The organism is Mycobacterium sp., assembly GCF_019247615.1.
In the GTDB taxonomy this organism is placed as follows: domain Bacteria; phylum Actinomycetota; class Actinomycetes; order Mycobacteriales; family Mycobacteriaceae; genus Mycobacterium.
Genome location: NZ_JAFBAT010000208.1, coordinates 1 through 6,161, shown reverse-complemented (window position 1 = coordinate 6,161; position 6,161 = coordinate 1). Strand labels below are relative to the sequence as shown.

5 protein-coding genes and 1 pseudogene are annotated in these 6,161 nt (G+C 66.7%); 2 read left to right on the top strand and 4 right to left on the bottom strand.

Going from position 1 to position 6,161, the window contains the following annotated elements:
• Nucleotides 1-50 precede the first annotated feature (50 nt).
• The 4 genes from JO059_RS14520 to JO059_RS14505 all read right to left on the bottom strand — a co-directional run bounded on the left by JO059_RS14520 (nt 51) and on the right by JO059_RS14505 (nt 4,166).
• Nucleotides 51-1,226, bottom strand: coding sequence for a PPE family protein (locus JO059_RS14520; protein ID WP_293319840.1), 1,176 nt, complete (start codon nt 1,224-1,226; stop codon nt 51-53).
• 165 nt (nt 1,227-1,391) lie between these two features.
• Nucleotides 1,392-2,450 carry a 4-hydroxy-2-oxovalerate aldolase gene (dmpG, locus tag JO059_RS14515; protein WP_293319838.1) on the bottom strand — a complete coding sequence of 353 codons (1,059 nt, stop codon included), beginning with the start codon at nt 2,448-2,450 and terminating at the stop codon, nt 1,392-1,394.
• Entirely contained in the window at nt 2,447-3,367 is a 921-nt protein-coding gene (locus JO059_RS14510; protein ID WP_293319836.1) for an acetaldehyde dehydrogenase (acetylating), read from the bottom strand. The genes dmpG and JO059_RS14510 overlap by 4 nt, the downstream gene beginning before the upstream one ends.
• 13 nt (nt 3,368-3,380) lie before the next feature.
• On the bottom strand, nt 3,381-4,166 hold the full coding sequence (locus JO059_RS14505; RefSeq protein WP_293319834.1) for a 2-keto-4-pentenoate hydratase: 786 nt from the start codon (nt 4,164-4,166) through the stop codon (nt 3,381-3,383).
• 85 nt (nt 4,167-4,251) lie between these two features.
• Here JO059_RS14505 and kstD point away from each other — a divergent pair, with 85 nt between their 5' ends.
• Together kstD and JO059_RS14495 are read left to right on the top strand one after the other, a co-directional pair.
• Nucleotides 4,252-5,982, top strand: coding sequence for a 3-oxosteroid 1-dehydrogenase (gene kstD / locus JO059_RS14500; RefSeq protein WP_293319832.1), 1,731 nt, complete (start codon nt 4,252-4,254; stop codon nt 5,980-5,982).
• Nucleotides 5,983-5,987: 5 nt separating this feature from the next.
• A pseudogene (locus JO059_RS14495) lies at nt 5,988-6,161 on the top strand (3-alpha,7-alpha,12-alpha-trihydroxy-5-beta-cholest-24-enoyl-CoA hydratase); the annotation flags it as partial.

Genomic DNA, 6,161 nt, shown 5'->3' with positions numbered 1-6,161 from the left:
ATAAATCGCGCAATCAAGATCAAAAATGCGGCAATCGGATACTTCAGCGCCTAAGCGGAAGTTTCGGCGGGTGGAATCGAATTCGACCCCGCGACACCATCCGCCGCCGGCGTATCGGCTCCCAGGTCCTGCAACGCCAGCCTTTCGCCCGAACCTCGAGTTTCGGCCGCCGGGGTCTTTTTTGGCGAGGCGATAGCCGCCGTCGGCCCCGCCCCAGCCGGCGTGCCGCTCAGAGGCGTGGCGGCCGCCGGGATCGTTTCCTCGGCTTCGGTCGCCGATGTCGCCACCGTTTGTTCGGCAGCCGGCTCCTTCGTCCCCGGAAGTTGGGTGGCCCGACCCTCGGCCGTCGATGGTGCCGGTGCCGCCGATCCCCGGGCCGCCGCTGCCATCATCGCGGCCATACCTACCGGGGCGACGACGCCCGGGCCTGCGCCGACGTTCGACGCGCCGACGTTTCCGTTACCACCGGCATTGCCGGCGCTAATGCCGGTCTGGCCGCCGACGACAGCATCACTGCCCAACTGTTGAGGTCCAGCACCGGTCGCAGCGGCGAGGCCGGCGCTTCCGATGCCTGCGTTCGCGATCGGCTGGCCACCGTCGCCGGCGCCGGAGCTACTTCCGCCACCGCTTCCGCCGTCCCCCCCGCCCGTCGACCTCGAACTTCCGCCCGCGCCGCCGGCGGGCTCACCCGCCATGCTCGGGATGGCGGGCATACCGGCCCGCGCGGACGTCAATCGCGCGGCCGCCGCCGCCGCGCCACCGTGGTACCCGAGCATCGCGGACACGTCCTGGGCCCACATCTCCTCGTAGTAGGACTCCGTCTGCGCGATCGCCGGCCAGTTCTGCCCAAACAGGTTCGACATCACCAGTCGCACCAAGCCATTGCGGTTGGCCTGCACCGCCAGGGGGTGCACCGTAGCCGCCAGCGCGGCCTCGAACTCGCCGGCTACCGCCTGCGCCTGGGCCGCGGCCCCGAACGCCTGGGATGCCGCCGCACTCAGCCAGCCGGCGTACGGCGCGGCCGCCGCCGTCATCGCCTGAGCCGCCGCGCCCTGCCAGGCCTGGCCCGCCAACCCGGAGATCACGGACGAAAACGATTGCGCGGCGTACCCCAGCTCGGCCGACAGCCCCTCCCAGGCCTGCGCGGCCTGAAGCATGGGACCCGAACCGGCGCCCGTATACATCCGCAGTGAGTTGATCTCCGGCGGCAACCTCATAAAACTCATCGCAACCCCATAAGGCACTGCAGGTAGATAACGTCGAACCTAGGCCGGATCCGGCACAAAGTCACCGGTTTCCAGTCGAACGACAAACTTCGAGTAGCTAACGCGCAGGCGTCAATTGCGAACGCCGTCATTGTCGTCAATGCCCGTCAATGTCGTTAAATGCCGTCAATGCGTAACGACGGCGCCGCTCTCCTGCTCGCGCTTGATCTCCAGCGCGATGTCGATGAGCTGATCTTCCTGACCGCCGATGAGCTTGCGCTGCCCGGCCCGGTACAGCAGCGCCGACGCCGGAACGCCGTAGCGTTCGGCCTGGCGAACCGCGTGTTTGAGGAAGCTGGAGTAGACCCCTGAGTAGCCCATGATCAGCGCATTGCGGTCAAGCAGGCATTCGGCAGGCATGGCCGGGCGCACGACGTCCTCGGCGGCGTCGGCGATGTCGAAGAAGTCGATGCCCGTCTTCACGCCGATCTTGTCGAACACCCCGATCAGGGCCTCGACCGGAGCGTTGCCCGCACCGGCCCCGAAGCGGCGGCAGGAGCCGTCGATCTGTTTGGCGCCCGCGCGGACGGCCTCCACCGAGTTGGCAACGCCGAGGCCGAGGTTCTCGTGCCCGTGGAAACCGACCTGCGCGTCGTCGCCGAGCTCGGTCACCAGCGCCGCGACGCGGTCGCGCACGCCCTCTAACACCAGCGCGCCGGCGGAGTCGACCACATAGACGCACTGGCAACCGGCGTCGGCCATGATGCGGGCCTGGCGGGCCAGTTTCTCCGGCGGAATGGTGTGCGACATCATCAGAAACCCGACGGTCTCCAAACCGAGCTCGCGGGCCAGCCCGAAATGCTGGATCGAAACGTCGGCCTCGGTGCAGTGGGTGGCGATCCGACAGATCGATCCGCCGTTGTCCTGCGCCTCTTTGATGTCGTCCTTGGTGCCCACCCCGGGCAGCATCAGGAACGCGATCTTGGCCTCTTTCGCCGTCTGGGCGGCGAGCTTGATCAGCTCCTGCTCGGGGGTCTTGGAAAAGCCATAGTTGAATGACGACCCGCCCAACCCGTCGCCATGAGTCACCTCGATCACCGGCACCCCGGCGGCGTCGAGCGCCGCCACGATGGAATGGACCTCATCCTTGGTGAACTGGTGGCGTTTGTGGTGCGATCCGTCGCGCAGCGACGTGTCCGTCATGCGGACGTCCCAGATCGGGTTGAAGAAGATGTCGGTGGTCATGCTTGCCCTCCCGGCGCCGTCGCGGATAAGGACTCCTTGGCGATCTCCTCGCCAACCTTGGTGGCCGCCGCGGTCATGATGTCGAGGTTGCCCGCGTACGGCGGCAGGTAATCTCCGGCACCCTCGACCTCGATGAAGGTGGTGACCACGGCCCGCCCACCGGAGTTCATCGACGGCTCGTCGAACTGCGGCTCGTTGAGCAGCCGGTAGCCGGGCACGTACGTCTGCACCTCGGCCACCACGTCATGAATGGATTTCGCGATCGCCTCTCGGTCGGCGTCTTCGGGGATCGCGCAGAAGATGGTGTCGCGCATGATCATCGGCGGGTCGGCCGGGTTCAGGATGATGATGGCCTTGCCGCGCTGGGCGCCGCCGATGGTCTGCACGCCGCGGGACGTGGTCTTGGTGAACTCATCGATGTTGGCCCTGGTGCCCGGGCCCGCCGACACCGACGCCACCGACGCGACGATCTCGGCATAGGGAACGTCCACGACCCGAGACACCGCATAAACGATCGGGATGGTCGCCTGTCCCCCGCAGGTGATCATGTTGACGTTGGGCGCGTCCAGGTGCTCCCTGAGGTTGGCCGGCGGGATCACTGCCGGGCCGACCGCCGCCGGCGTCAGGTCGATCGCCCGGATGCCCGCCTCCGCGTACTTCGGCGCCGCCTCCTTGTGCACATAGGCGCTGGTCGCCTCAAACACCAGGTCGGGTTTCTCCGGCTGGGCCAGCAGCCAGTCGACCCCTTCGTGGGTGGTCTCCAAACCGAGCTTGCGCGCCCGGGCCAGGCCCTCGCTTTGCGGGTCGATTCCGACCATCCAGCGGGGTTCCAGCCACTCCGATCGCAGCAGTTTGTAGAGCAGGTCGGTGCTGATGTTTCCCGAACCGACAATCGCGACACTCGCCTTGGATGGCATATCGAAAGGTCCCTTACTCGAAAGACAACCGGACAACACCCAGGCCCTTGAAGTCGGCGACGAACTCGTCACCGGCGCGCACGTCGATCGCACGAGTGCACGATCCGGGCAACACGATGTCGCCCTTGCGGAGCCGTACCCCAAAGCTTTCCACCTTGCGAGCCAACCAGGCCACCGCGGTCACCGGATTGCCCAGCACGGCGTCGCTGCGACCCTGGGCTACCACCTCGCCGTTGCGGGTCAGCACCGCGTCGATCGCCTTGACGTCCACGGCCTGCGGGGACACCCTGGCCTCGCCCAGCACGAAGCCCGCCGAAGACGCGTTGTCGGCGATGGTGTCGCACAATGCGATTTTCCAGTCGGTGATCCTGGTATCAATCAGTTCGATCGCCGGGACCAGTGCTTCGGTGGCCGCCACCACGTCGTCCTCGGAGCAGCCGGCTCCCGGCAGGTCCGCGGCCAGGATGAAGCCCACTTCCACCTCGACGCGCGGATACAGATAGCGGCCGGCCTTGACCGGGGTGCCCTCGAACAGCTGCATCTCGTCGAGCAGATGCCCATAGTCGGGCTCGTCGACCCCCATCATCTGCTGCATCGCCAATGACGACAGGCCAACCTTGTGGCCCCGCACCCGAGCTCCCTCGGCCACCCGCTGGCGGATGTTGATGAGCTGGATCTCATAGGCGTCGACGACGTCGATCTCCGGGTGAGCGGACGTCAGCGGAGCGATCGGCTGGCGGCTGCGCTCGGCTTGGGCCAGGTCGGCGGCCAGCTCGTCCCGGACCTCGACACTGAGCATTTCCTCCGAAGTCCCCTCGCCTCGAACTAGTGGGTTTGACCGGGCCGGTAGCGCCCAACCCGAGCAATTCTATAACGTGTTCTACATGACAGCCCAGGAGTACGACGTCGTCGTGGTCGGCAGCGGCGGAGCGGGCATGGTTGCTGCCTTGACCGCGGCGCACCGAGGTCTTTCGACAGTAGTCGTCGAGAAGGCCCCCCACTTCGGCGGCTCCACCGCGCGCTCGGGTGGGGGCGTCTGGATTCCCAATAACGAGGTGCTCAAGCGCGACGGCGTCAAGGACACCCCGGAGGCGGCCCGCACCTACCTGCACGGCATCATCGGCGACAAGTCGGTAAGCAAGGTGGAGCCGGCGCGCATCGACACCTACCTCGAGCGCGGGCCGGAGATGCTGTCGTTCGTGCTGAAGCACACGCCGCTGAAGATGTGCTGGGTGCCGCGGTACTCCGACTACTACCCGGAGGCGCCGGGTGGTCGCGCGGGCGGCCGGTCGGTCGAGCCCAAGCCGTTCAACGCCCGCAAGCTCGGTGAAGACGAAGCGGCACTCGAACCGGCTTATGGCAAGGTCCCGCTCAATGTGGTTGTGATGCAACAGGATTACGTCCGGCTCAACCAGCTGAAGCGTCATCCGCGGGGAGTGCTGCGCAGCCTGAAGGTCGGCGGCCGCACGATGTGGGCGAAGGCGACCGGCAAGAACCTGGTCGGCATGGGTCGGGCATTGATCGCGCCGTTGCGAATCGGGTTGCGGCAAGCCGGAGTTCCGGTCTTGCTCAACACCGCGCTCACCGACCTTTACGTTCAGGATGGCCGAGTGCGCGGAATCTACGTCCGTGACACCAGCGCACCGCAAGCCGATCAGGCGGCGGCGGAGCCCCGGCTGATCCGCGCCCGCCACGGGGTGATCCTCGCCTGCGGCGGGTTCGAGCACAACGAGCAGATGCGGGTGAAATACCAACGCGCACCCATCACCACCGAGTGGACCGTCGGCGCGAAGGCCAACACCGGCGACGGCATCGTCGCCGGTGAAAAGCTGGGCGCGGCATTGGATTTGATGGAGGACGCGTGGTGGGGTCCGACGGTGCCCCTGGTCGGTGCGCCGTGGTTCGCATTGTCGGAGCGCAACTCCCCGGGCTCGATCATCGTCAATATGTCGGGCAAGCGGTTCATGAACGAATCGATGCCCTATGTCGAAGCCTGTCACCACATGTACGGCGGCGAGTTCGGTCAGGGGCCCGGGCCGGGGGAGAACATTCCCGCGTGGCTGGTGTTCGACCAGCAATACCGCGACCGTTACATCTTCGCCGGACTCAATCCGGGGCAACGCATTCCGCGTAAATGGCTGGAGTCCGGCGTCATCGTCAAGGCGGACACGCTCGAGGAACTGGCCACGGCAGCCGGTCTTCCGGCCGACGAATTTCTGGCGACCGTAAGGCGTTTCAACGGCTTCGCCCGCTCCGGCGTGGACGAGGACTACCACCGCGGCGAAGGCGCCTACGACCGCTATTACGGCGACCCGACCAACAAGCCGAACCCGAACCTCGGCGAGATCAGCCACCCGCCCTACTATGCCGCCAAAATGGTTCCGGGCGACCTGGGCACCAAGGGCGGCATCCGCACCGACGTGCACGGCCGCGCGCTGCGCGACGACGGCACCATCATCGAAGGCCTTTACGCCGCGGGCAATGTCAGTGCCCCGGTGATGGGGCACACCTACCCCGGCCCGGGGGGCACCATCGGACCGGCGATGACGTTCGGGTATCTGGCGGCGCTGCACATTGCCGACCAGAGCCGACCAGAGCCGGCCAGGGGGAGCTGACTGAGATGCCGATCGATGTGGACGTCGCCCTGGCCGCCGAACTGCCTGCCATCGAATTCTCTTGGGTAAGCAGCGATATCCAGCTCTACCACCTCGGACTGGGGGCCGGCGCGGACCCGATGGATCCCCGCGAGCTGCGCTATCTGGTGGACGACACCCCGCAGGTCCTGCCGACGTTC

What these genes read in the sequence shown, in the direction of transcription:
- JO059_RS14510 (WP_293319836.1), bottom strand. Translation starts at nt 3,367, where the DNA reads ATGCCATCCAAGGCGAGTGTCGCGATTGTCGGTTCGGGAAACATCAGC.
- JO059_RS14505 (WP_293319834.1), bottom strand. Translation starts at nt 4,166, where the DNA reads ATGCTCAGTGTCGAGGTCCGGGACGAGCTGGCCGCCGACCTGGCCCAA.
- JO059_RS14520 (WP_293319840.1), bottom strand. Translation starts at nt 1,226, where the DNA reads ATGAGTTTTATGAGGTTGCCGCCGGAGATCAACTCACTGCGGATGTAT.
- dmpG (WP_293319838.1), bottom strand. Translation starts at nt 2,450, where the DNA reads ATGACCACCGACATCTTCTTCAACCCGATCTGGGACGTCCGCATGACG.
- kstD (WP_293319832.1), top strand. Translation starts at nt 4,252, where the DNA reads ATGACAGCCCAGGAGTACGACGTCGTCGTGGTCGGCAGCGGCGGAGCG.